General features: G+C 69.9%; 25 protein-coding genes. 10 read left to right on the plus strand and 15 right to left on the minus strand.

The window, feature by feature from the left end:
* Positions 1–117 precede the first annotated feature (117 nt).
* Entirely contained in the window at positions 118–1,455 is a 1,338-nt protein-coding gene (locus tag WA675_RS22290) for a diguanylate cyclase domain-containing protein (protein WP_336086794.1), read from the plus strand.
* Between the two features lie 171 nt (positions 1,456–1,626).
* Entirely contained in the window at positions 1,627–3,930 is a 2,304-nt protein-coding gene (locus tag WA675_RS22295; protein ID WP_336086795.1) for a HelD family protein, read from the plus strand.
* A gap of 52 nt (positions 3,931–3,982) precedes the next feature.
* Here the strand turns inward: WA675_RS22295 and WA675_RS22300 are convergent, their stop codons facing one another.
* From WA675_RS22300 to WA675_RS22310, 3 genes are all read right to left on the minus strand, one after another.
* Entirely contained in the window at positions 3,983–4,435 is a 453-nt protein-coding gene (locus WA675_RS22300) for a universal stress protein (RefSeq protein ID WP_278265907.1), read from the minus strand.
* Positions 4,436–4,703: 268 nt separating this feature from the next.
* The gene (locus tag WA675_RS22305; RefSeq protein WP_336086796.1) at positions 4,704–5,135 is read right to left on the minus strand and encodes a hypothetical protein; all 432 of its coding nucleotides are present in this window, start codon (positions 5,133–5,135) and stop codon (positions 4,704–4,706) included.
* A gap of 109 nt (positions 5,136–5,244) precedes the next feature.
* Positions 5,245–6,084 (minus strand): AraC family transcriptional regulator, encoded by an 840-nt coding sequence (locus tag WA675_RS22310; RefSeq protein WP_336086798.1) that lies wholly within the window; start codon positions 6,082–6,084, stop codon positions 5,245–5,247.
* A gap of 70 nt (positions 6,085–6,154) precedes the next feature.
* Between WA675_RS22310 and WA675_RS22315 the strand changes: the two genes are divergently transcribed.
* Entirely contained in the window at positions 6,155–6,616 is a 462-nt protein-coding gene (locus WA675_RS22315; RefSeq protein WP_336086799.1) for a VOC family protein, read from the plus strand.
* 156 nt (positions 6,617–6,772) lie between these two features.
* Here the strand turns inward: WA675_RS22315 and uvrB are convergent, their stop codons facing one another.
* Positions 6,773–8,953: an excinuclease ABC subunit UvrB gene (uvrB, locus tag WA675_RS22320; protein WP_336086800.1), complete on the minus strand. Its 2,181-nt coding sequence runs from the start codon at positions 8,951–8,953 to the stop codon at positions 6,773–6,775.
* Positions 8,954–9,171: 218 nt separating this feature from the next.
* Here uvrB and WA675_RS22325 point away from each other — a divergent pair, with 218 nt between their 5' ends.
* Positions 9,172–9,789, plus strand: coding sequence for a DUF402 domain-containing protein (locus WA675_RS22325; protein ID WP_336086801.1), 618 nt, complete (start codon positions 9,172–9,174; stop codon positions 9,787–9,789).
* A 43-nt stretch (positions 9,790–9,832) separates the two neighbouring features.
* Positions 9,833–10,357: a DUF402 domain-containing protein gene (locus WA675_RS22330; protein ID WP_336086802.1), complete on the plus strand. Its 525-nt coding sequence runs from the start codon at positions 9,833–9,835 to the stop codon at positions 10,355–10,357.
* Between the two features lie 66 nt (positions 10,358–10,423).
* Here WA675_RS22330 and WA675_RS22335 read toward each other — a convergent pair whose 3' ends face one another.
* Together WA675_RS22335 and coaE are read right to left on the minus strand one after the other, a co-directional pair.
* Positions 10,424–10,855 (minus strand): hypothetical protein, encoded by a 432-nt coding sequence (locus tag WA675_RS22335; protein WP_336086803.1) that lies wholly within the window; start codon positions 10,853–10,855, stop codon positions 10,424–10,426.
* A 120-nt stretch (positions 10,856–10,975) separates the two neighbouring features.
* Entirely contained in the window at positions 10,976–12,181 is a 1,206-nt protein-coding gene (gene coaE / locus WA675_RS22340; protein WP_336086804.1) for a dephospho-CoA kinase, read from the minus strand.
* 120 nt (positions 12,182–12,301) lie between these two features.
* Between coaE and WA675_RS22345 the strand changes: the two genes are divergently transcribed.
* On the plus strand, positions 12,302–12,514 hold the full coding sequence (locus tag WA675_RS22345) for a hypothetical protein (protein ID WP_336086805.1): 213 nt from the start codon (positions 12,302–12,304) through the stop codon (positions 12,512–12,514).
* A gap of 2 nt (positions 12,515–12,516) precedes the next feature.
* Here WA675_RS22345 and WA675_RS22350 read toward each other — a convergent pair whose 3' ends face one another.
* Together WA675_RS22350 and rpsA are read right to left on the minus strand one after the other, a co-directional pair.
* Entirely contained in the window at positions 12,517–14,058 is a 1,542-nt protein-coding gene (locus WA675_RS22350; protein WP_336086806.1) for a phospholipase C, read from the minus strand.
* A gap of 123 nt (positions 14,059–14,181) precedes the next feature.
* Positions 14,182–15,651: a 30S ribosomal protein S1 gene (rpsA, locus tag WA675_RS22355; protein ID WP_336086807.1), complete on the minus strand. Its 1,470-nt coding sequence runs from the start codon at positions 15,649–15,651 to the stop codon at positions 14,182–14,184.
* Positions 15,652–15,937: 286 nt separating this feature from the next.
* On the opposite strand from rpsA, the gene WA675_RS22360 reads away from it, so the two are divergent.
* Positions 15,938–16,789 (plus strand): class I SAM-dependent methyltransferase, encoded by an 852-nt coding sequence (locus tag WA675_RS22360; protein ID WP_336086808.1) that lies wholly within the window; start codon positions 15,938–15,940, stop codon positions 16,787–16,789.
* On the opposite strand, the gene WA675_RS22365 is transcribed toward WA675_RS22360, so the two are convergent.
* From WA675_RS22365 to WA675_RS22380, 4 genes are all read right to left on the minus strand, one after another.
* Positions 16,786–17,340, minus strand: a complete 555-nt coding sequence (locus WA675_RS22365; protein WP_336086810.1) for a hypothetical protein — start codon at positions 17,338–17,340, stop codon at positions 16,786–16,788. The two genes, WA675_RS22360 and WA675_RS22365, sit on opposite strands and share 4 nt — an antisense overlap.
* 88 nt (positions 17,341–17,428) lie before the next feature.
* Positions 17,429–17,599 carry a toxin-antitoxin system HicB family antitoxin gene (locus WA675_RS22370; RefSeq protein WP_278265923.1) on the minus strand — a complete coding sequence of 57 codons (171 nt, stop codon included), beginning with the start codon at positions 17,597–17,599 and terminating at the stop codon, positions 17,429–17,431.
* A gap of 8 nt (positions 17,600–17,607) precedes the next feature.
* Positions 17,608–18,495 (minus strand): SPFH domain-containing protein, encoded by an 888-nt coding sequence (locus WA675_RS22375; RefSeq protein WP_336086811.1) that lies wholly within the window; start codon positions 18,493–18,495, stop codon positions 17,608–17,610.
* Positions 18,496–18,573: 78 nt separating this feature from the next.
* Entirely contained in the window at positions 18,574–19,926 is a 1,353-nt protein-coding gene (locus tag WA675_RS22380; RefSeq protein WP_336086812.1) for an FAD-binding oxidoreductase, read from the minus strand.
* A gap of 70 nt (positions 19,927–19,996) precedes the next feature.
* On the opposite strand from WA675_RS22380, the gene WA675_RS22385 reads away from it, so the two are divergent.
* Together WA675_RS22385 and WA675_RS22390 are read left to right on the plus strand one after the other, a co-directional pair.
* Positions 19,997–20,908 carry a LysR family transcriptional regulator gene (locus WA675_RS22385; protein ID WP_336086813.1) on the plus strand — a complete coding sequence of 304 codons (912 nt, stop codon included), beginning with the start codon at positions 19,997–19,999 and terminating at the stop codon, positions 20,906–20,908.
* Positions 20,909–20,963: 55 nt separating this feature from the next.
* Positions 20,964–21,173 carry a hypothetical protein gene (locus WA675_RS22390; RefSeq protein WP_336086814.1) on the plus strand — a complete coding sequence of 70 codons (210 nt, stop codon included), beginning with the start codon at positions 20,964–20,966 and terminating at the stop codon, positions 21,171–21,173.
* A 37-nt stretch (positions 21,174–21,210) separates the two neighbouring features.
* On the opposite strand, the gene WA675_RS22395 is transcribed toward WA675_RS22390, so the two are convergent.
* Positions 21,211–21,657: an ABA4-like family protein gene (locus tag WA675_RS22395; RefSeq protein WP_336086816.1), complete on the minus strand. Its 447-nt coding sequence runs from the start codon at positions 21,655–21,657 to the stop codon at positions 21,211–21,213.
* Positions 21,654–22,601, minus strand: a complete 948-nt coding sequence (locus WA675_RS22400) for a hypothetical protein (protein WP_336086817.1) — start codon at positions 22,599–22,601, stop codon at positions 21,654–21,656. The genes WA675_RS22395 and WA675_RS22400 overlap by 4 nt, the downstream gene beginning before the upstream one ends.
* Positions 22,602–22,705: 104 nt before the next feature.
* Between WA675_RS22400 and WA675_RS22405 the strand changes: the two genes are divergently transcribed.
* Positions 22,706–23,344 carry a MerR family transcriptional regulator gene (locus WA675_RS22405; RefSeq protein ID WP_336086818.1) on the plus strand — a complete coding sequence of 213 codons (639 nt, stop codon included), beginning with the start codon at positions 22,706–22,708 and terminating at the stop codon, positions 23,342–23,344.
* A gap of 5 nt (positions 23,345–23,349) precedes the next feature.
* Here WA675_RS22405 and WA675_RS22410 read toward each other — a convergent pair whose 3' ends face one another.
* Complete coding sequence (locus WA675_RS22410) at positions 23,350–24,102, minus strand: amino acid ABC transporter ATP-binding protein (protein WP_336086932.1); 753 nt, start codon at positions 24,100–24,102, stop codon at positions 23,350–23,352.
* Between the last annotated feature and the right edge of the window lie 13 nt (positions 24,103–24,115).

Here is a 24,115-nt window from a genome sequence, read left to right on the forward strand (position 1 = left end):
GGCCCTACCGCCGGGACGCACGTCCGGTTTCACGTCGCTCCTCGCGGATCTCATCGAGGGTCACCACAATAGTCCTGTGCACCGTCGCCAGACCAGGCCGAGATCGGGGGTATCGCAGTGGGAGACGCATCATCCGACGCCGCGAGCGCCGAACAGCTCGCGCAGCGGTACCGCTCGCTGGTCGAACACACGCCCGATGCGCTGTGTGTGCACGAATCCGGCACCATCGTCTACGTCAATCCGGCCATGGTGCGCCTGCTCGGCGCCCGGTCGGCCGACGACCTGCTCGGCCTGTCCATCACCACCTTCGTGCACCCCGATTCGGTGTCGGCCATGCTGGCCCGGATCGAGCAGCTGCACGGCGAGGGCGCCGCGTCCCCGCCCGCCGAGATGGACCTGGTCCGCGTCGACGGCCGCAGCGTTCCGGTGCAGACGGTCTCGGTGCTCACGGTCTGGCAGGACCGGCTCGCCTACCAGGTGGTGGTGCACGATCTGACCGCGCAGCGCGCCGCCGAGGCCTCGGCCCGGCGCGCCGAGGCGCACTTCACCACGGTGGTGTCCCAGCTCGAGGAGGGCGTGCTGGTCGTGGATCAGCGCGGCAGGCTGGAATCGATCAACCCGGCGGGCAAACGCATTCTCGGCATCGACGACGCGGCCCCGGTGATCGGTAGGCATCTGGACGAACTGGCGGTGACGATGGTCGACCGCAACGGCAAGACGCTGCCCGTCGGGCGCCATCCCATGGCGCACACGCTCGCGACCGGCGAGGCGGTCACCGGGTTCATCTTCGGGGTGGAACGCGCCGACGGGCGCCAGGTGTGGCTGTCGTGCAACTGCCGGCTGCTCAATCCGGAGAGCCCGGACTCCTCCGGGGTGTCCTCCTTCGCCGATATCACCGAGTACCGCGCCAGCAGGCGCCAGCTCGAGTACCAGGCCACCCACGACGCGCTGACCGGGCTGGCCAACCGGTCGCTGATCCTGTCCCAGCTGGCCACGGCGCTGGCCGACGAGGGCGGCACCCTGGTCACCACCGTGCTGTTCATCGATCTCGACGGGTTCAAGGCGATCAACGACACCCTCGGCCACGCCATCGGCGACATCGTGTTGCAGATCGTGGCCCAGCGCCTGCAGCGCTCGCTGCGCGCGGAGGACGTGGTCGGCAGGCTCGGCGGGGACGAGTTCCTGGTGCTGCTGGCCGGGCATCCGCAGCGCGCCGATCTGCCCGCGCTGGTCGACCGGCTGCGCACCACGATGGCCGAGCCGATCATCGCGCGCGGGCACCGCCTCGAGGTCACCGCCTCGATCGGCATCACCGAGCTCGGCCCGCACGAGCACCGCACCCCCGAGGCCGTGCTGCACGACGCCGACCTGGCCATGTACCGCGACAAGCCCTCGGGCCATCGTGATGTCGGTCTCGGTCCGGGCCGCCGCTCCGACAGCACCCACGCCTCCTGATCCGGCGGTCCATCCGGAATACCCGCACCGACGGACGCTGTTGTACCCGGGTCCATGTGTCGTTCGCCCGGCCGAACTTCGGCTGTCGATCCGCTCGACGCGATCCCCGGCCCCGCGCGGACAAGTAGACTCGACAACTCTGTTCTCAACGCGGTGACAAGGAGTCCTGTTTTGCCCGACCGCCTCACCGAGGAACGCACCGCAGAGCCGACCGCAGGCAGCGGCGAGCTCGAACAGGAACAGCAGTACCTCTCGGTCCTCTACACCAAGCTCGACGGCATGCGCGCCTACGCGCAGAACCGCCTGAAGACGGTGCTGCTGGAGACCGGCGGCACGCCGCAGGCGCGCAGCGAGCGGGAGTCGTTCACCCAGCTCTACCACGAGGACCTGGCCAAATACGACGCCGCCGAGCACGGCCTGTGCTTCGGCCGGATCGACCTCGACGGCGATTCCGCCGAGCCGCCGCGCTATATCGGCCGCCTGGGCATCCTCGACGAGGACAACGACTACGAGCCGCTGCTGCTGGACTGGCGCGCGCCCCTGGCCCGCCCGTTCTACCTGGCCACCACCGCCAACCCGGAGGACGTCGTCCGCCGCCGCCACATCCGCTCGCGCAACCGCGCGGTCACCACCATCACCGACGAGTACCTGGACCTGGCCGCCGCCGAACGCGACGGCGCGATCGGCACCGACGACGGCGTCGGCGGCGAGAGCGCGCTGCTCTCGGCGCTCAACGCGGCCCGCACCGGGCACATGAACGACATCGTCGAGACCATCCAGAGCGAGCAGGACGCGATCATCCGCTCCGAGCACAAGAGCGTGCTCGTGGTGCAGGGCGGCCCCGGCACCGGCAAGACCGCGGTCGCGCTGCACCGCGCCGCCTACCTGCTCTACACCTACCGCCAGCAGCTGGCCAAGAGCGGCGTGCTGATCATCGGCCCCAACGCCACCTTCCTCGACTACATCGGCCAGGTGCTGCCGTCCCTCGGTGAGACCGGCGTGCTGCTGTCCACCATCGGCGACCTGTATCCCGGGGTGAAGGCGGTGCGCGAGGATTCGCTGCGGGCGGGCGAGATCAAGGGGTCGCTGAGCATGCTCGAGGTGCTCAAGCAGGCGGTGCGCGACCGGCAGGAGGTGCCCGCCGAACCGGTGCGGCTGGCCTTCGACGGCTATCCGGTGACCCTGGACCGCAAGATCGCCACCAAGGCGCGCGGCCGGGCCCGCTCCTCGCGGCGCCCGCACAACCTGGCCCGCCCGATCTTCGCGTCCTCGGTGATCGACGCCCTCACCGATCAGCTCGCCGCCACCATGGGCGCTGATCTGTCCGGCGGCGCGAGCCTGCTCAGTTCCGCCGACCTGAGCGAGATCGGCGACGAGATGCGCGCCGACCCGCAGGTCCAGGCCGCCATCACGGCGCTGTGGCCGATCCTGTCGCCGCAGGAGGTCCTGGCCGACCTGCTCGCCGACCCGGCCCGGCTCGACCGCGCGGCCAAGTCGCTGAGCCCGGCCGACCGCGCCGAGCTGGTGCGCTCCGACGACGGCACCTTCGCCGCCGCCGATGCCCCGCTGCTCGACGAGCTGGCCGAACTACTCGGCGTCGACGACACCGAGGAGCGCGAGCGCTCGCGGCGCCGCTGGCGCGCCCAGCTGGCCGAGGCCCAGGACGCGCTCGACATCCTCACCGGTTCGGCGCCGCAGGACATCGAGGACGAACTCGACCCCGAGATCCTGATGGCCTACGACCTGATCGACGCCTCCCAGCTGGCCCAGCGCCAGGAGTTCGGCAACCGGCAGACCACCGCCGAGCGCGCCGCGGGCGACCGCACCTGGACCTACGGCCACGTGATCGTCGACGAGGCACAGGAACTCTCGGAGATGGCCTGGCGGATGGTCATGCGGCGCATCCCGAACCGCTGGATCACCGTGGTCGGCGATGTCGCCCAGACCGGCGACCCGGCCGGCGCCTCCTCCTGGCAGCGCGTGCTGGAACCGTATGTGGCACAGCGCTGGAAGCTCACCGAGCTGACGGTGAACTACCGCACCCCCGCCGAGATCATGGCGGTGGCCGGGGACGTGCTGGCCGCGATCGATCCCGGCGGCCGGGTGCCGCGCTCGGTGCGCGAGACCGGTCATCCGCCGCTGGCCCACCGGGTGCGTCCCGAGCAGGTGCGCGCCGAGGTGGCCCGGCTGCTCGAGCGCGAACACGGGCCGGGCACGAGCGCGGTGCTCGCGCCCGCGGCGCTGGTGCCGGAGCTGTCGGCGCTGGCCGGGGAATCGGTCCAGGTGCTGACCGTGCACGACGCCAAGGGCCTCGAGTTCGACCGGGTGTATCTGGTGGAGCCGCAGCGGATCCTGACCGAGTCCCCGCGCGGGCTCAACGACCTCTACGTCGCGCTCACCCGCGCCACCCAGCGGCTGTCGGTGGTGCACACCGAGGCGCTGCCCGAGGTGCTCTCGGCCCTGACACCGGCCTGATCACACGCGAAGGCCCCGGACCGCGACGCGATCCGGGGCCTTCATGCCTCTGTCAGCGGACGGTGTGCACGATCAGCACGTCCGAGCGCGACTTGCGCGCCACATCCGAGGGCACCGAGCCCAGCAGACGGCCGGTCAGGGTGTTCAGGCCCCGGTTACCGACGACCAGCAGATCGGCCTTGGTCTCGCGGACCAGGTCCAGCAGCGAGTCGACCGGCTCGCCGACGATCGCGCGCTCGACGATGTTCTTGGCACCGGCGGCGGTGGCCTTCTCCCGCGCGACGTGCAGGATCTCGTTGGTCGGCGCGGAACCGCGGACCTGGTAGGCCTCGTCCTTGAGCACATCGGCCGCGGCGGCGACATCGCGGTCGTCGGTCGGGAAGTACGCGCAGGCGAGCACGAGAGTCGCCTCCGCGGCGCCCGCGAGGGCGGCGGCCTTCTCCACTGCGACGTACGACGAGTCCGAGCCATCTGTACCGACGACAATGGTCCGGTAGGCGGTCATCTCTCCTCCAACTTGGTCGGCGCCGGCACCGAACCACCCGGGAATCGAGCATCGGCGCGGCAATTGGGTCGACCCTAACGCCAAAACAGGGCGATTTATCAGAAATCGCAACAGATCACACCGGGAGTGTTGACCGGCGTCCGCCCTGGTGCGGTGGCCTTCGCGACACTCGCGAACAGCCACCTGCGGCGATCACAGACCGGGCGCGCGAAACTGTGGTCCATCACAACGGATTCAATGCCGCTGCGCGGCTGGGACTTTCCTCACATCACCCGGAGAAACTCGGCAATCCGCACGCGGCACTGCCGCTGCCGGTGCTCGGTTCGACGGTCACCGTGGCGGGGGTGATCCAGCGCGTGGTGATGCTGTCAACCTTCGCGGTGAGCAGATGCTCGCCCGCCGAGGCCGGGTGCCAGGTCGTGGTGGTCGAGCCGATCGTGGGCACCCGCACGGCCGCGATCACCTGACCGTCGTCGAAGAAGGTGACGGTGGCGCCGGAATCGCCGCTGCTGTAGCCGACCACGTTGACGGCGGTGAGCTGATAGGAACACCCGGCCCGATGCTCGGTGCCCTCGGCGGCGACCCGCTGTTCGTCGTCGGCGCCCGCGTGCGGGGCGAGCAAGACCGCGGCCGTCATCGCGGTCGCGCAGGCCGCACCGAGCAGGGCCGGGCGGGGAATTCGGCGGAAAGTCGATGTCACCGTTGCTGTCCTCACTTCTCCACGCGACAGCGAACGCTGCGCGTGCGCAGACACTAACGTGAAATAAGAATATTTCAGACCCGTCGGAAATAGGGGCTGGACGGCGCGATCAGCGTGCCACAGACTGGCCCGGCGACGCCGCGCGCGCGTATTCCGACGGCGCCATCCCGATCTCCGCGGTGAACTCGCGCGTGAAATGCGCCTGATCGAAATAGCCGAGATCGGTAGCCAGTTCGGCCAGGTCCACCCGGTCGCCGCGCGCGAGCCGGTCGGCGGCGTCCTGCAACCGGAAACGGCACAGCACCCATTTCGGTCCGGCGCCCACATAGCGCCGGAACAACCGCTGCAGGGTCCGGACCGGAACCCCGAACCGCGCGGTCACCTGATCGACCCGGGTGAGATCCGGATCCTCGGCCATCGCCGTGACGATGCGCGAGACCAGCGCGAAATGCGGATCGCCCGCACGGCCCCGGCCCGCGAAGAACTCCTCGATCAGCCCGCACCTGCGCTCGTCGGAGGGCTCGGCCAGCACCCGCTCGGCCAGCCCCGCCGCGGCCGGGAGTACCTCGGCGAGCGGGGCCGAATCATCGCGCAGCACACCGACATCCATGCCCGTGAAGGCACCGAAACCACCCGGAGTGAAACGGATACCGAAGGTCTCACCCTCGCCGCTGAGCTCCCGCACGTACTTGGTGGTGCACACCCCGTTGACGAAACCGCCCGTGCGCAGGTCGCTGCGTTCGAAGGTGACATTCACGCACGGAAACGACAGCACCTCGGCCCGATAGGCCGGGCGACCACGCAGATCCCAGCGCACCACCCAGTACCGATCGGCGAACGCGGACAGCGCGGGCCCGACCGTCAGCCGGGTCAGGCGGCGATGCCGGGCCTGCTCCCCCGGATGCAGAATGCCGCGCACATCACCGGATTCCCGCCGCTCACCGGACACAGCGACCTCGCGGGCCGGGCTGTCGCGTTCTTACAAGACCCCCGCGCGCGGGCCGACCAAGATCGAGGACATGACCGACACCGTTGCGCCCATTCCCGAGGGCTACCACTCCATCACCTGTTTCCTGGCCGTACCCGACGGCAACGCGGCCATCGACTTCTACACCGCCGTGTTCGGCGCGAAACTGCTCAGCCGCGCCGACCGCCCCGACGGCCAGCCCGCCCACGCCGAACTGCTCATCGGCGACTCCACCCTGCAACTGGGCATGCCGATCCCGGAGAACAATGTCCAGGCACCCCAGGACTGGGTGCACACCTCGATCGTGCACTACTGCCCCGACGTCGACACGGTCGTGGCCCGCGCGATCGAACACGGAGCCCGCACCGCCGAGGAACCGCAGACCTTCGTCAACGGCGAACGCTTCGGCGTGGTCATCGACCCCTTCGGCCACCGCTGGGCGGTGATCACCCGGGTGGAGGAGGTCTCCCGCGAGGAAGCCGACCGCCGCATCGCCGAATGGATGAAGCAGTGACATAGGCGGCTGGCGCCGCGGGGTTCTCGGCCCTGGGGGCCTCGCCTCCGAGTGGCGATACTCCGCCTTCGGCGTTACGTCTCGCCACTCGGAGGCGAGGCGGCCGAGAACCCGTGGTCGTCGCTCGCGCGGCGGAAGGGCAGCCACCGCTGGCGCCTAGCTGATCCCCGCGGCGTCCATGCCGCGTAGCTCCTTCTTCAGATCGGCGATCTCATCGCGTAAGCGCCCCGCCAGCTCGAACTGGAGTTCGCGGGCGGCGTTCATCATCTGCGCGGTGAGCTCGGTGACCAGATCGGCCAGTTCGGCGCGCGGCATGGACTTCACGTCGCGTTCGGCGTAGACCCCGGCGCTCACCGCGCGGCCGGGCTCGCCCTGGGCGCGGCGGCCGCGGCTGGCATTGCGGCCCGAGCCGCCGACGGCGACCTCGTCCTCGGCCTCCTGATACACCTGGTCGAGGATGTCGGCGATCTTCTTGCGCAGCGGTTGCGGGTCGATGCCGTTGGCCTCGTTGTAGGCGACCTGCTTGGCGCGGCGGCGATCGGTCTCGTCGATGGCGTGGCGCATCGAGTCGGTGATCTTGTCGGCGTACATGTGCACTTCGCCGGAGACATTGCGCGCCGCGCGGCCGATGGTCTGGATGAGGCTGGTGCTCGACCGCAGGAAGCCCTCCTTGTCGGCGTCGAGAATGGCGACCAGCGACACCTCGGGCAGGTCGAGACCCTCGCGCAGCAGGTTGATGCCGACGAGCACGTCGTATTCGCCCAGCCGTAACTGGCGCAGCAGCTCGACGCGGCGCAGGGTGTCGATCTCGGAGTGCAGGTAGCGCACCCGTACGCCCAGGCCGAGCAGATAGTCGGTGAGGTCCTCGGCCATCTTCTTGGTCAAAGTGGTGACCAGCACCCGCTCATCGCGCTCGGTGCGGCCGCGGATCTCGTGCACCAGATCGTCGATCTGGCCCTTGGTGGGCTTCACCACCACCCGCGGGTCGACCAGGCCGGTCGGGCGGATCACCTGCTCGACCACCTCACCGCCGACCTGCCCGAGCTCGTAGGGGCCCGGCGTCGCCGACAGGTAGACCGCCTGCCCGATCCGGTCGGCGAACTCCTCCCAGGTCAGCGGCCGGTTGTCGACCGCGGAGGGCAGCCGGAAACCGAACTCGACGAGATTGCGCTTGCGCGACATATCGCCTTCGAACATGCCGCCGATCTGCGGCACGGTGACGTGCGATTCGTCGATCACCAGCAGGAAATCGTCGGGGAAGTAGTCGAGCAGGGTGGCAGGCGCCGAGCCCGCCGGACGGCCGTCGATATGACGCGAGTAGTTCTCGATGCCGGAGCAGAAGCCCACCTGACGGATCATCTCCAGGTCGTATTCGGTGCGCATGCGCAACCGCTGCGCCTCGAGCAGCTTGCCCTGCTTCTCCAGCTCGGCCAGCCGCTCGGCCAGCTCGGCCTCGATATCGGCGACCGCGCGGTTCATCCGCTCCGGACCCGCCACGTAGTGGGTGGCCGGGAAGATCCGCAGCGAGTCGACCTGGCGGACCACATCGCCGGTGAGCGGGTGCAGATAGTAGAGCGCCTCGATCTCGTCGCCGAAGAACTCGATGCGTACCGCGAGCTCCTCGTAGGAGGGGATGATCTCGACGGTGTCGCCGCGCACCCGGAAGGTGCCGCGGGTGAAGGCCATGTCGTTGCGGGTGTACTGCACGTCGACCAGCAGCCGCAGCAGCGCGTCGCGATCGACCTCGCCACCCACCTCGAGCTGCACCGACCGGTCCAGATAGGACTGTGGCGTACCCAGGCCGTAGATGCACGACACCGAGGCAACCACCACCACGTCGCGGCGCGAGAGCAGGCTCGAGGTGGCCGAGTGCCGCAGCCGCTCGACGTCGTCGTTGATCGAGCTGTCCTTCTCGATGTAGGTATCGGTCTGCGCGATATAGGCCTCGGGCTGGTAGTAGTCGTAGTACGAGACGAAGTACTCCACCGCGTTGTGCGGGAGCATCTCGCGCAGCTCGTTGGCCAGCTGGGCGGCGAGGGTCTTGTTCGGCGCCATCACCAGGGTGGGCCGCTGCAGCTTCTCGATCAGCCAGGCCGTGGTGGCCGACTTGCCGGTGCCGGTGGCGCCGAGCAGCACCACGTCTTTCTCGCCCGCGGTGACGCGCCGCTCCAGCTCGGCGATGGCCGCGGGCTGGTCACCTGCGGGTTTGTGCTCGCTGACCACCTCGAAGCGCCCCCCGGCGCGCTCGATCGTGCCGACTGGCCGGTGCTCGGAATGCGCGAGCGGGTGCCCCCGTTCCTCGTACCCTTCCGCCGGAATCTCGGTTGCGAATGCCATGCACACCAGGTTAGGCCCGACCACCGACAACTTTCACGACCGGCGGCGAGGGCGCCTCACCGCCCGCGCGCACCGGCAAATCCCGAGCATCCCCGATCTGCCCGAAAAGTCCCATGTACCAAGGGCATTCGATCGCGCGGCTCGGCGACACGCCCGGCACGGGCCCCGATCCAGGCGTACGCTGAATTGATCATCGGCACGTGGTGAAGGACAAGGCCATGAGCGCTCTGCTTCCCCTGCTCGTCGCGGCTCCGGCGGTCACCGGATTCGCGGGTTACTTCGCGCGCGAAATCCGCGGCCCGCAACCCCCGCCCCCGCAGCGAGCCGCGCCGCCCGCCGAACGCCCGCGGGTCGAGTTCTTCGACCTGGCCGAGCTCACCGCCACCGACACCAAGGGCTATATCCGCCCGGTCGACCGGTACGAGACCCAGCCCTGGGGCATCTACCTGGCCCGCACGCCCGACCGGGCCCGCGGCCGCTACGAGGAGTCCTGGCTGCTGCCGGAGCCCTCGATCCGGATCACCATCGAGCACGATCGCCCGGGTCACCACCGCAGCCACGACTATGTCCTCGACATCGTCGAGATCACCCAGGTCGGGCCCAAGCGCTGGAAGGCCACCGACTATCTGCTCGATGTCGCGGTGCGCCGCGGCCGCTCGTCGAGCCTGCGCGGGGCCGGTGCCCTGCTCGCCGCGCACGCCGCGGGCCATGTCGGCACGGCCGAGGCCGACCGCGCCTTCGAGCACGCGGCCGCGGTGCTCGACGGTCTCGCCGCCCAGGACCACGATGTCGAACAGTGGCTGGGCACCCGCGGGATCACGCTGACCTGGATGTGAGTCCGCGCGCGCCCGCCCCGGCGCGACGGTAGATTCTGCGATCATGACGCAGGCTTCCACCGTGCATGTGCACCCACCCAAGGTCGAGTACTTCGACATCGCGGCGCGGACGAACACCGATCCCAAGGGGTTCGTCCGGCCGGTGGAGGTCTACCGGGAGGAGCCGTGGGGCCTCTACATGGCCCGCCACTCCGACCATCCCAACTTCCACTACCTCGAGTCCTGGATCGTGCCCGAGCTGTCGCTGCGCGCGACCGTGTTCGGCTACAACCCCGGCGTCGAGCAGTGGCAGGACATCTACGTCGATATCGGCGAGTTCACCCGGGAGTCGCCCACCCTGTGGCGCTCGATCGATCACTACCTCGACGTTCTGGTCCGCACCGGCCGTGACGTGCGCCTGGTCGACATCGACGAGCTACTCGCCGCCAACACCGGCGGTCAGCTCACCCCGGCCCAGTGCCAGGCCGCCATCGAGCACGCCACCGCCGCCATCGACGGGATCGCCGCCCACGGCTACAACCTGGAGAACTGGCTGGCCGAGCGCGGGATGACCATCACCTGGCGCTGAAACGACGGCACCGCCGGCGACCCTCGGTAGCGAGGTCGCCGGCGGTGCCGGGAGAACAGCGGTGGATCAGCCCGCCGACAGGCTGGGCAACAGATCCGCCAGACCGCCGCCGCAGCCCGCGGAGCCGGTCGCGGCCGCCTCGCCCACGGTGACCGTGATCGAGTCGCTGATCAGCAGCTGGCGCGCCTCGAGCTTGTGCTGACCGGCCGTGGTCGGCTTCCAGGTGATGCTCACGGTGCCCGAGAGCAGCGACGGCGAGACCGGGCTGCCCGGGATGTCCACGCCGTTGTCGGTGAACTTCACCGAGGTCAGCCGATCGACCTCGACCGAGGCGGTCAGCTTGTAACTGCAGCCGACCTTGTGGTTCTCGCCCGCCACATTGAGGTTGCCGACCCAGGCCGAAGCCTGCGGGGCAGCCAGCACGATGCTGGCCGCGACGGCGCCGAGTGCGGTGATACCGAAGCCCGCCCGGCCGAACTGACGATGCTGTGTTGTCATACGCGCTACAACTTCCCTGTGAATCGAGTCACCCTGTAGTGACCCGGCACAATTTACACAGGGCGCACACCCGTCCGGCCGGTTTCCGAAACATTGATGTTTAACAGATTGGCATCGGGGTCACGCGCGGACGCGGGCCCACTCGGTGACCACCGGATAGACCTGGTCGAACCACGGTTCCTTCACCGCGTAGTAGGCCTCCCCCGCCGCCTCGCCCGCCTTGTCGGCGGCGGCCTGCTCGGCCTCGCGCTTGACCGCCAGGTAGGCCGCCTGTGCGTCCGGCTCGGCCCGCAGCCAGTCGCGCAGGTCGAGCGCGAACCGCTGACCCGGCGAATCCTGTACGCGCAGATGGATATTCGCCGGACGCGCCGGATCAGCACTGCCGTGCAGCCGCTTGCCCCACCGGTCCAGGTCGGTGCCCGACGAGTCGCCCGGCGTCGGCTTCGGATTGTCGTGGGTCACGGCGTCGGCGAGCGGGAACCCGGCCGCGTTCAGCGCACCGGCCAGCGATTCGGCGGTGGTCATGTCGGCCACGGTCACCTGGATGTCGATGATGTCCTTGGCGGGCAGCCCCGGCACAGCGGTGGACCCCACGTGGTCGACGCGGACCGCCGACGCGCCGCAGATCAGGTGCAGGCGGGCGATGATCCGGCGGGCCTGGGCGGCCCATTCCGGGTCGGCGGGCAGCAGCCGGTAGTCGGCTCGCGCCCGGATGCCCTCGCGCTGATTACGCTCGAACGGCACCAGCCGCTGTTCCCACAGCGCGCGCACCTGCGCCGCGACCACCTCGGGCGCGCCGTTGTTGTCCAGCCAGACATCGGCGACGGCGTGGCGCTGGTCGTCGGTGGCCTGGGCGGCGATCCGGGTCCGCGCGTCGGCCTCGGCGACCCCGCGGTGCTCCACCAGCCTGCGCAGCCGGGTCTCGATCTCGGCGCCGACCACCAGCACCAGCTGCATCAGCGGCGCGAGCCCGTTCTCGACGAGCAGCGGAATATCCTGCACGACAACGGCATCGGCGGGCGCGGCGCCGATCAGCTCGGCGGTGCGCGCGCCGACCAGCGGGTGGGTGATGGCGTTGAGGGTGTTGCGTGACTCGTCGTCGGCGAAGGCGACCGCCGCCAGCGCCGGGCGATCCAGGCTGCCGTCGGCCGCCAGGATCCCCGCGCCGAACGCCTCGACCAGCGCCGCCAGCCCCGGCGTGCCGGGGGCGACGACCTCGCGGGCGATCGCGTCGGAGTCGACGAGTACCGCCCCCAGCTCGACCAGCGTGCGCGCCACTGTGGACTTTCCTGCTCCCATGCCTCCGGTGAGGCCGATCCGCAACATGGGCCCAGTCTCGCATCTCGACACGCCCGAGCGCCACGACACGAAATCCGCGGCCGGGCGCGTCGGGTCGACTACTGTTCGCGCAGGCGGAAGGCCGTATCAGCGAGACGAAGGATGATCATGAGCAGCAAAGACCAGCGGGGGGCTCGCCACCGTCTGGGTATGCCGGGGGGCGTGCACTGCGTCGAATTCCCCGCCGTCGCCGCGAGTCTGGCCGAATACCGGCGCTCGTGGTTGTCCGCGCTGCTCTCCCCCGCCAGACACAGTTTCGCCGCGATGCGCAAGCGGCCCAGCATGGCCACCGTCTACTGGGTTCCCGCCGCCGCGAGCTGAGGTCACATCGCCACCGGACCGCTCGGCGCGCGCCGCGTCCCCGGCCGCTGACCGGGCATGGCATTGGGCGGCACCGGATACGGCGCACCGTGCCCGAGCGTCCCCGCCGCGATATTCGGCCCGCACTGCGCCGCCGCGGCGTCGGCCTTGGGCTGGGGGTCCGGCAGCACCGGGCGTGCGGCGTCGGGCGCGGCGGCGAAGTCGAAGGTCGAGGTCATGTCCCCGGTGACCCGGCGCCGCCAGGCCGTGAGATTCGGGACGTCGACACCGAAACGGGTCTCCAGCAGCCGCAATTGCGAGGTGTGGTCGAAGGTCTCCGTCGCGACCAGCCCGCCCCGGCTGTAGGGCGAGATCACCAGGCACGGCACCCGGTAGCCGAGCCCGATCGGTCCGGCGATGCCGCCCGCGGCGGGCACCCGGTCCAGCGGCACGGTCAGGAACTCACCCGGCGTCCCCGGCGGCGGGGTCGGCGGGGTGACGTGGTCGAAGAAGCCGCCGTTCTCGTCGTAGCTGATGATCAGCGCGGTCTTCTCCCACACCGCCGGATTCGAGGTGAGGATGTCGAGCAGCTGCACGATCCCGACCGCGCCGAAGGCGGCGGGCAGCGCGGGATGTTCGCAGTGCAGGACCGAGGGCACCACCCAGGACACGGCGGGCAGGGTACCCGCGGCGACATCGGCCTGGAAGTCGTTGGGGTACACCGGCACGATGCCCCGGCGCGCGAGGTCGGAGCCGGGATCGGCGGCCTGGGTGAAGCAGCCCAGCATCCCGTCCAGGATCATCGACGAGGCCGGGCCGACATCGCGATTGCTGTAGATCTTCCAGCTCACCCCGGCCTCGGACAGGTTCTCCGGGTAGGTGCGCCAGCTGTAGACGTTCTTGGGGATCAGCAGCGGCGTCTCCACCAGCGGACCGCCCGCCAGCCCGTCCGGATCGAGGGTCGCGCTGATCCAGTACAGCCGGTTGGGGTCGGTCGGGCCGAGGACCGAGCAGTGGTAGTTGTCGCAGAGGGTGAACGCGTCGGCGAGCCCGGTGTGGATCGGAATGTCCTCGGGCAGGTAGTAACCCATGGCCGCGGGCGCGTTGGCCGGGCCCACCGAGGCCACCGACATCGGCATCCAGCCGTCGTTGCGGCCGTCGGCGAAGGCCTGGTGCATACCGGGCCAGGAGTGGTCGGGATCGTTGACGCACTCGCCGTCGAGAGTGGCGCCCGCGGTGGTGTCGAGCCGGAACGGTTCCACGAAACCGTCTGCGGTGGGCCCGATTCCGGGCGACCAGCCGTACTGGCGCCAGGTCGTGGACGCCTCACCGAAGCCGCGCACCCCGGACAGGGTGCCGAAATAGTGGTCGAAGGAACGGTTCTCCTGCATGAGCAGCACGACATGCTCGATGTCGCCGAGCCCGCCCATTCCGACCGGATCGGCGGCGAAGGCCCGGTCGATGATCGGATTCGCCCAGGTGGCAAGGGTTCCCACCGCGCCGGCGGCCATCGCCTTGGCGAGGAACTGCCGCCGGTTCAGACCAGCGAAGGGACCGGAACTCATCGTCAACGCCAACACCTTTGTCCGGAGGGATGCTGCGATCGGCGCGAACGATACTCCCCGGGAAAAGGCCGAAGGCCCCGGTCCGGATGGACCAGGGCCTTCGGTGTGTAGCTTCTACCCGAATCAGGCGTTGCCGGAGAGCTTCTCCCGCAGAGCCGCGAGCTGGGCATCGCTGGCGAGCGAACCGCCGGCGGACTCGGTCTGGCCGGAGGAGGCCTGCGAGCCGCTCTCGGAGGAGTAGTTGCCCGAGGTGGCACCGCCGTTGGCGGCCTCGGCGGCGGCGTCGGCCGCCATCTTCTCCATCTGCGCGGTGTGCATCTTGTGGCGACGCTCGGCCTCGGCGTAGCGGCCTTCCCACTCTTCGCGCTGCTTGTCGAAGCCCTCGAGCCACTCGTTGGTGTCGGGGTCGAAGCCTTCGGGGAAGATGTAGTTGCCCGCGTCGTCGTAGCTGTCGGCCATGCCGTACTTCGACGGGTCGAACTCGGCGTGGTAGTCCTCGTTCGCCTGCTTCAGCGACAGCGAGATCCGGCGACGCTCCAGGTCGATGTCGATGACCTTCACCATCGCGTCGTCGCCGACGGCAACGACCTGGTCCGGGACCTCGACGTGGCGCTCGGCCAGCTCGGAGATGTGCACCAGGCCCTCGATGCCCTCTTCGACGCGCACGAACGCACCGAACGGAACCAGCTTGGTGACCTTGCCCGGCACGATCTGACCGATCGCGTGGGTGCGGGCGAACTGACGCCACGGGTCTTCCTGGGTGGCCTTGAGCGAGAGGGAGACGCGCTCGCGGTCCAGGTCGACGTCGAGAACCTCGACGGTGACCTCGTTGCCGACCTCGACGACCTCGGACGGGTGGTCGATGTGCTTCCAGGACAGCTCGGAGACGTGCACCAGGCCGTCGACGCCACCCAGGTCCACGAAGGCACCGAAGTTGACGATCGAGGAGACCACACCCTTGCGGACCTGGCCCTTCTGCAGCTGGTGCAGGAACTCGCTGCGGACCTCGGACTGGGTCTGCTCCAGCCAGGCGCGACGCGAGAGAACCACGTTGTTGCGGTTCTTGTCGAGCTCGATGATCTTGGCCTCGATCTCCTTGCCGACGTACGGCTGGAGGTCGCGGACGCGACGCATCTCGACGAGCGAGGCGGGCAGGAAGCCACGGAGGCCGATGTCGAGGATCAGGCCGCCCTTGACGACCTCGATGACGGTGCCCTTGACGGCCTCGTCCTTCTCCTTGAGCTCCTCGATCGTGCCCCACGCGCGCTCGTACTGCGCCCGCTTCTTCGACAGGATCAGGCGGCCTTCCTTGTCCTCCTTGGTGAGAACCAGGGCCTCGACCTCATCACCCACGGAAACGACCTCGTTCGGGTCGACATCGTGCTTGATGGAGAGTTCGCGGGAGGGGATGACGCCTTCGGTCTTGTAACCGATGTCGAGCAGGACCTCGTCGCGATCGACCTTGACGATGGTGCCCTCGACGATGTCACCATCGTTGAAGTACTTGATCGTGGCGTCGATGGCGGCGAGGAAGTCCTCGGCGGAGCCGATGTCGTTGACGGCTACCTGCGGCGAGGTGACGGTGGTGGGCATATGTGGATTTGCTCCGGACGGATTGTGGTCGGTTGCGGACATTGGAACTTTCGGTACGCTGCGAGATCACCGCGACGAGGCGACGAAGGATACTGAAGAAGTATCGCACGGACCGCCACAGTTGCCGATGATCGAACTCAGCACGGGTGGCTCCGTCATCGGATACTGTACCCACGCGACTCGCGCGCCTACAGGCCCCTCGAAAGACACTCGCGTGCCTCAGCGTACGCGACCCCCGCCGAGCCGGGCAAACCACCCCCCGCACCACGCCGATACCCTGTTCGGCGTGTCCGACGACGAACGCCACGCGCAGGCCAACGCGCTGCTGGGAACCACCGCGACCACCCGAACCAAGATCGGTTCGGCCGCCAGCGAACGCGCGAGCAGGCGCTGGTGGGACGCCGACGCCGACCAGTATCACCAGACGCACGCGGAGTTCCTCGGCGTGGACTCGCCCGGCGGCGAGTTCGTGTGGTGTCCCGAGGGCCTGCACGAGGGCGATATGCGGTTCCTCGGCGACGTGGCGGGCAAGTCGGTGCTCGAGATCGGCTGCGGGTCGGCGCCGTGTTCGCGCTGGCTGGCGGGCCAGGGCGCGCATCCGGTCGGGCTGGATCTGTCGATGGGCATGCTCGAGCGCGGGCTGGCGGCGATGGCCGCGGGCGGTCCGCGGGTGCCGCTGGTGCAGGCGGGCGCCGAGGCGCTGCCCTTCGCCGACGCGTCCTTCGACCTGGCCTGCTCGGCGTTCGGCGGGGTGCCGTTCGTGGCCGATTCGGCGCTGGTGATGCGCGAGGTCGCCCGGGTGCTGCGGCCCGGCGGGCGCTGGGTGTTCTCGGTGAACCACCCGATGCGCTGGATCTTCCCCGACGATCCGGGCGTGGAGGGCCTCATCGCCCGGATCCCCTATTTCGACCGGACGCCCTATGTGGAGGTCGACGGCGACGGCGTGCCCACCTATGTGGAGCACCACCGCACCATCGGGGACCGCGTGCGCGAGATCGTCGGCGCCGGGCTGACCCTGCTCGACATCGTCGAACCGGACTGGCCGGAATGGCTCGACCGCGAGTGGGGCCAGTGGTCGCCGCTGCGCGGGGAGATCTTCCCCGGCACCGCGATCTTCGTCGCCGAGAAGCCCGCCTAGAACTCCGGCAGCGCCGCGAACGAGGGATCGACCCGGACCTGCGGCACGGTCTCGGCGATCCAGCGGCGGGCCCGGGTCAGCGCGTGGTCCGGGAAGACCGGGTCGAAGCGGACGTCGTCGGAGAGCAGGAACGGCAGCGCGCCGCGCAGTCCCGGCGCGTACGGGTGCGGCGGGCACATCTCGGAACGAGGCACCTGCGCGCCGATCGCGGTCTCGCGCGCCCCGGGCACCCCGGTCTCCGGGCAGATGATCTGGAACACCGCCGAGCACCGGTCCTTGGGCACCACGATCGAGGCGGCGAACACGAGCGCGCCGCGCGGTCCCGGGGTCCGGGTCTTCTCCACCCGCAGCAGCGCGGGCAGATCGTCGACCCACACCACGAACGCCTCGATCAGGCAGCCGGTGCGGGCATGGTGTTCGGCCAGCCGCTTGCGCAGCCGCCGCAGATCGTGCAGGCGCGCAGGCAGATCGGGCCTGCCGTTGACATAGGTCAACGCGACGACATCACGAGTGGCCGGATTCCCCCAGGTCGTGTTGTCCAACTGCTGCATTCCAGGAATGTCGAACGAGATGGGCACCGGGACAATTTACCGGCGAGTCCCGAATCCGGTGGGCGCCCTGCGTTCGTGGGGGTGCGTGTCAGTCGCGCTTGGGTTTGCGGCCCGCCTGTTCCAGGGCAAGGCGCAGGGCGTATTCGATCTGGGAGTTGACGCTGCGCAGATCGTCGGCCGCCCACTTGGCGAGTGCCTCGTGGACGGCCGGATCGAGCCGCAGCAGGACCTTCTTGGGTTCCTTCTTCTGCGCCGTCATGGGGGACCTCAGGCGTAGAGGGACCCGGTGTTGACGACCGGCTGGGTCGCGCGGTCACCGCAGAGGACGACCAGCAGGTTGGAGACCATGGCGGCCTTGCGTTCCTCGTCGAGTTCGACGGTGCCCGCCTCGGCGAGCCGGTCCAGGGCCAGGCCGACCATGCCCACCGCGCCCTCGACGATGTGCGTGCGGGCGGCGACGACCTGGGCGGCCTGCTGCCGGACCAGCATCGCCTGGGCGATCTCGGGGGCGTAGGCGAGGTGGGTGATGCGGGCCTCGATCACCTCGATACCGGCGGTGAGCGTGCGTTCCCGCAGCTCCACGGTCAGTTCCTCGGCCACCTCGGCGCCGTCGCGCAGGCTGGTGCGGTCGTCGTCGTGCGCGTCGTAGGGGTGGGTGGTGGCCAGGTGCCGCACCGCCGCCTCGGACTGGGTCTCGACGTATTCCTCGTAGTCGTCCACCGCGAAGGCCGCCTTGAAGCTGTCGACCACCTTGTAGACGACCACCGCGGCGATCTCGACCGGGTTGCCGTCGGCGTCGTTGACCTTCAGCTTCTGGGTCTCGAAGTTGCGCACACGCAGCGAGATCGACTTGCGGTCCGCCAGCGGAACCACCGAGAAGAAGCCGGGCTCACTGACCGAGCCGATGTAGCGGCCGAAGAAGGTGACGACCTTGGCCTCGTTGGGGTTCACGATGGTCAGCCCCGTGCCGAGCAGCAGCACGACGAGCGTCGCCAGGGTGGCCAGTCCCGCGCCGACCCAGGCCACCGCCCCGCCGTCGTGCTGGGTGGCGGCGATGAACGCGACCACCGCGGCCGCGGCGAAGGCGAGGGTGAGTACCAGCCACCCCAGCAAAACGACGAATCCGTTGACGCGGAATGCGGTCCGCAGCTCCATGACATCCTCCCGATATCTGAGTGATATCACCAAGATAGTAGATATCCCCGCCATCGGCAAGATCGGACATTCCAGACGTCAGGCCGGGGCGATATTGCGGTTGAAGCGGAACATGTTGCGCGGGTCGTGGATCCGCTTGAGTTCGGCCAGCCCGCGCAGGGTCGGCGGCGTGTATCCGGCGGCGGTCTGCGCGGCGGTCGCGGCGGCGCCCGCGCCGTAGAGGAAATTCGGGCTGTGCCCGATCGTCCACGGCGCCAGCGCTTCCCGCACGGCCGTGAGCGCGGCCGGTTCGGCGTCGCCGTCGGCGCCGGTGATCACGCGCACGAGGTAGGCGGCCGCGCGATGGTCGATCGCGCCGCCGCCGTGACGCAGGGCGCCGCCGAGGTGGCGGATGTCGACGACCGCGTCCACCGGGCCGCCGGGCGCGGTGAGCGCGCGCAGGGCGGCCAGGCCCGCCGGGGACAGCTCGGCCAGCAGCGCGTTGGTCGCCGCGTACGCGTGCGGGAAGTCGGGGTCGCTGTGGATGGTGTGCGATTCGGTGTAGGGCATGTCGCGCAGGTCGTCGCGCAGCCGGTCACCGATCGCGCGCAGCGGCGCCACCAGGCGCTCCCCGTCCTCGGCGGTGCCGTGGAAGGCGATGCGGATCGAGGCGAGGTGCTTGCCGCGCACCGGCTCGGGCAGCGCCGGGATATCGGGGTAGGTCAGCACAGCCACGGTGGAGGTGAGCGTGTCCGGCAGCGTGGCGGTCCACCGCCGCCAGGTCTCGAGGGCGGTGTCGACCAGGTCGGTGGCGAAGATCAGCTGCCCGCCGTAGATCTCGGTGACCGGCACCAGATCGAGCTCCACACCGGTCACCACGCCGAAATTGCCGCCGGTGCCGAGGACGGCGCCGAACAGTGCGTCGCCGGGCACCAGCGTGCGCATCCGGCCGTCGGCGGTCACCAGCTCGATCGCGCGCACATGATCTGCGGCATAACCGAATTCGCGTGCCAGCAGACCGAGCCCGCCACCGAGCAGGTACCCGACGACCCCGACCGACAGCGACGACCCGTTCAGCGGGGCCAGCCCGTGCGCGGCGGCGGCCTCGACGAGCGCGCCCGCCCGCACCCCCGCTCCGATCCGCGCGGTGCGGGCGACCGGATCCACGGTGACGGTGTCCATCCGCCTGGTCGTGATGAGCACTCCGGTGTCGGCGGCCACCGACAGGCCGTGCCCGGTGGCCTGCACCGCGACCGGAAGCCGGTGCCGCGCCGCGTATTCCACCGCGGCCCGGACGTCCTCGGCGGTGACCGCGCCGACCACGAGGGCGGGGCGATGGGTGTAGGCGGTCTGGAAGCCCGCGATCTCCTCGGCGTATCCGGTGTCGCCGGGACGGAACACCGGTCCGGTGGTGCGGGGTGTGTCGACAGTCTGCGCTGCGTTCTCGGTCATGACTCCACCCTGCGCGCGAACGATCGAGAAGTACAACAGATAGTTCTTCTCGTTCCTATAATCGACTGTTATGGAATTGCGCCAGCTGCGGTACTTCGTGACCGTCGTCGACGAGGGCGGCTTCACCCGGGCTGCCGAGCGCCTGCACCTCACCCAGCCCGGGCTCAGCGCGCAGATCCGGCAGCTCGAACGCGAGCTCGGCCAGCGCCTGCTGGATCGGGGCGCCCGCACTGTCACCCCGACCGAGGTCGGCCTCGCCGTCCTCGACCACGCCCGGGCCGCGCTGGCCGCCACGGACCGGATCACCGCCACGGTGCAGGAGTTCACCGGGCTGTTGCGCGGCCACGTCCGGCTGGGCGTCATCTCGGGGGCCGCCACCGAGGAATTCGACATCGCCCGCGTGCTCGCGGAATTCCACCACGATCACCCGCGGGTCGGGATCAGCCTCACCGAGGACACCGCCGAGAACATGCTCGACGCCCTCGACCGCGACGACCTCGATATCGCCCTGGTCGGTCTCACCGGCGCGCCACCGCGCCCTGGCATCGAGGTCGACGTCATCCTGGAGACCCCGCTGGTGGCCGCCGTCGCCCGGGACGCGCCGGGCCCCGCCGACACCATCACCCTCGCCGCACTCGCCGATCGGCGACTCAGCTGCCTCCCCCGCGGCACCGGTCTGCGCGGCATCTTCGAACGCACCTGCGCCGCAGCGGGTTTCACCCCGAATGTGACGTTCGAGGCCGCCGCTCCCGCCCTGCTGCTACGCCTGGCCGCCAGCGGCCTCGGCACCGCCGTGGTCCCCGCCCTCGGCGACGCCGTCCCCGCCGACATCCGCGTCCTCACCATCGTCGAACCCCGGATCACCGGCCGCCTCGCCCTCGCCTGGCGCGCCGACCGATCGGGCCGCCCGGCCGCGAATGTCCTTCTCGGGCAACTACGTATCGCACTCGGCGGCCACACGGGCCTGTCCGCGATGCCATGACGTCGACGCGCGATCCGATCCACAGCCTCGGCGGCTCCGACGCCGTACTCGGGCCATGGTGTCCGGCGGCGACGGCAGCCAGGCGGGCGACCCGGCCAAGGCCGCCGCGGCGATCCGCGCGGCCCCGGCCGCGGCGAAGCCGCCGCTGCGCCAGCCGCTGGGCGCCGACGCGGTGGACGCGGTCCTCGGGCATCTCGACGCGGTGCGCGGCGACGTCACCACCTGGGAGACGGTCTCGCGCGCCACCGCGGTCGACGAGCACTGACCGCCCGGGTGCCGCGACCCCGCGACGCGGCACCCGCTCACGCCACCGTCGCGACTTCCCGGTCCCTGGACCCGCGCCCGGCGACCTCCCGCAGCACCAGGTAAACCGGAAACACCAAGGGCGACAACAGAATCGTCCCCACCAGTACCGGACCCATCAGCCACGGCGAGATCTCCCGCTCCCGGCTGTCGAGATAGACCCACCGCCCGAGGAACAGGTCCCACGCCAGGATCTGCGCCCACAGCGCCGTCAGGATCGCCGGGTCGGCGGCCGCGTCGGTGATCGCCGCCAGCGACGGCGCGGTCACCAGCGCCCACAGCGTGCCGAGCACCGGCACGGTCACGATCGCCCAGATCGTCAAGGGCGCCAGCACGATCCACGGCGACCCGGCGATCACCCGGGTCCACCGCCAGGTCGGCGCGAAGATCATCAACGCCCAGAACGGGACAGTCACGGAGAACGACAGATCGAACAGGGTGCTCATGCCACCGCCACCTTCCGCACACCGGCCGCGCTCGCGACCGAGATTCCCACGCCGACAACGATTCCCACGCCGATCGCGGCCGCCGCGGTGAGCGTGGCCTGATCGGGATGCACGAGCGGCTGACCCCGCAGCGCCTGCCAGGTGACCAGTGCCAGTACCGCGGCATAGGCCGCCGAGGCCGTGAGCACCAGACCCAGCCGCACCCGCAGCGCACCCAGGATCGGCAGCCGCGGCGCCAGCACCACCAGCAGCGCGGCGAACAACGGCAACAGCTGCAGCGCGTGCATCCCGAAGAAGTGCGGGATGCGCAGGTCACCGTCGGTGGTACTCCAGCCGGTCACCGGCATCCCCGGCGTGCCGTCGGGCGCGCCGACGGTGTGCGCGCCCGCGATCCCCTCGACCCCGGATTCGCGCCCCGGCATCAACTGCCCCAGACCCAGCCCGACCAGCGTGATCGCGATACCGAGCCGGATCGACCAGGTGACGGCGACATCACCGATACGGGTTATCGCCAGCTGGATCCCGACCACCAGCGTCGCCAGGAACAGCACGACGATGGTCGCGCCCATGATCACCCAGAGTGTGGCATCGAACGCGGTGGTGGTGTTGAAGTGGCTGCGCGTGCCGCGCACCACCTGGCCGACGATGATCGCCTGCTCGACCACCCCGGCGACCACGATGACGGTCGACATCCACCAGGTCAGCCGGGATGCCTTGGGCCGCAAGGAGATCAGCCAGGCCAGCGCCACGCTGTAGAGCAGGAACGAGAGCGCGAACTTGGTGGGCTTGAACCAGGCGGCCGACCCGGCGACGACGCGATCGTCGACGAGCATCCCGACCACGGCTACCACGGTCAGCACGGCATTGGCCGCGGCGAAATACAGCAGGGGGCGATGGAGGCGAGCGCGCGGGCGAGGCAGCGCGGCGGTGGACAGGACCGACATGACGAGTCTCCCAGTGATAGATAGTTCTACTATCCGTTATGGATAGTTAGACTATCCACTAAGTCGGCGGCGGGCAAGGGTGCCCGCCGAAAACGGAGGTCAGCGTGCGGATTTCGGAGTTGAGCGAGCGCAGCGGCATCGCCCTGGCGACGATCAAGTACTACCTGCGCGAGGGCCTGCTGCCCCCGGGCGAACGCACCGGCCCCAATCAGGCCAGCTACGGCGGGGAGCACCTGCGCAGGCTGCGGCTGGTGCGCGCGCTCATCGAGGTCGGCGGCCTACCGGTGGCCACCGTCGGCGAGGTGCTGGCCGCCGTCGACTCCCCCGACCTGCCGCTGTTCAGCCTGCTCGGCGTGGTCCAGGGCAGCATCGCAGGCCCGCCGCCCCCGGCGCCGGACGCCGAGTGGGATCGCGCCGCCGCCGTCGTGCACGCGGAGATGACCCGGCGCGGTTGGGACAGCAAACCCAGCCCCGAGGCCATCGACACCCTCACCTCGGTCCTGGTCCGGATGGCCCAGCTCGGCTACCCCGACTGGGGCACCACCGTCCTGCCCACCTATTTCGACAGCGCGCGGGTGATCGCCGAGCGCGATGTGGCCGATGCCTTCGCGGCGGGCGGCCGCGAGGACATCGTCGACGCCGTCGTCGTCCTGACCGTCCTGGGCGACACCGCGCTGGCCGCGATCCGCCGCATCGCGCACGCCCAGGTCTCGCTCGAACTCCTCGGTGACCAGCCCGCCTGAACCGCTCAGAGCAGCCGCGACAGGAACGTCTTGGTCCGCTCCTCCCGCGGATTCGCGAGCACCTCGCGCGGCGGACCGGCCTCCACGACCACCCCGCCGTCCATGAACACCAGCTCGTCGGCGACCTCGCGGGCGAAGCCCATCTCGTGGGTCACCACCACCATGGTCATGCCGGAATCGGCCAGCTCACGCATGACGGTGAGCACCTCGCCGACCAGCTCCGGGTCCAGCGCCGAGGTCGGCTCGTCGAACAGCATCAGTTTCGGGTCCATCGCCAGCGCCCGCGCGATCGCCACCCGCTGCTGCTGGCCGCCGGAGAGCTGCGCCGGATAGGCATTGCGCTTGGCGGCCAGACCCACCCGGTCCAGCAGCTCCTCGGCCCGGGCGACGGCCTCCGCCTTGCGGATACCGCGCACCTGGGTGGGCGCCTCGATCACGTTCTCCAGCGCCGTGCGGTGCGGGAAGAGATTGAAATGCTGGAACACCATGCCGATATCGCGACGCTGCAAGGCCGCGTCGCGCGGATGCATCTCGTAGAGCTTGCCGTTCTTCTCCCGGTAGCCGACGAGCTCGCCGTCGACGTAGAGCCTGCCCGCGTTCACCTGCTCGAGGTGATTGATGCAGCGCAGGAAGGTCGACTTGCCCGAGCCCGACGGCCCCACCAGGCACAGCACCTTGCCGCGCGGCACCTCGAGCGAGACACCCTGGAGCACTTTCAGCGCGCCGAAGTTCTTGCACACCCGGTCGGCCCGCACCATCGGCGGTGTGATC

Source organism: Nocardia sp. SSK8 (assembly GCF_037034205.1).
Taxonomy (GTDB): Bacteria; Actinomycetota; Actinomycetes; order Mycobacteriales; family Mycobacteriaceae; genus Nocardia.